Genomic DNA, 268 nt, shown 5'->3' on the forward strand with positions numbered 1-268 from the left:
TTTGTTCTGTGTTTCTTTGTTCTTGACGGTGTAAACGGTCTGCTTATCTACGCATTCTCTCGGCGTTACGACGCAGTCTGTCTGCTTCTCGTTGCAAACGCTGTGCTTCTCTTATTTTATCGCTATTCCCTGTAATCATAGTGCGCACTTGCTCACCAATAGCTTCAATCTTTTTTGTCAAGGTTTCTGATGCAATTTCTTTATCCAATTCCCTACGTAATCTACCCTTGCTAAATTTTATTTCATATACTTCTTCTCCTCCGCTTGT

At 40.7% G+C, this 268-nt stretch carries 1 protein-coding gene; it reads right to left on the bottom strand.

Features of this window, described 5'->3' with window-relative positions; translation table 11 throughout:
• Window positions 1-43: 43 nt before the first annotated feature.
• The coding region (locus ACY2RS_RS15625; RefSeq protein ID WP_490099592.1) for a hypothetical protein at window positions 44-268 on the bottom strand (225 nt) is incomplete at its 5' end.

Source organism: Patiriisocius sp. 208BN25-11 (genome assembly GCF_058147145.1).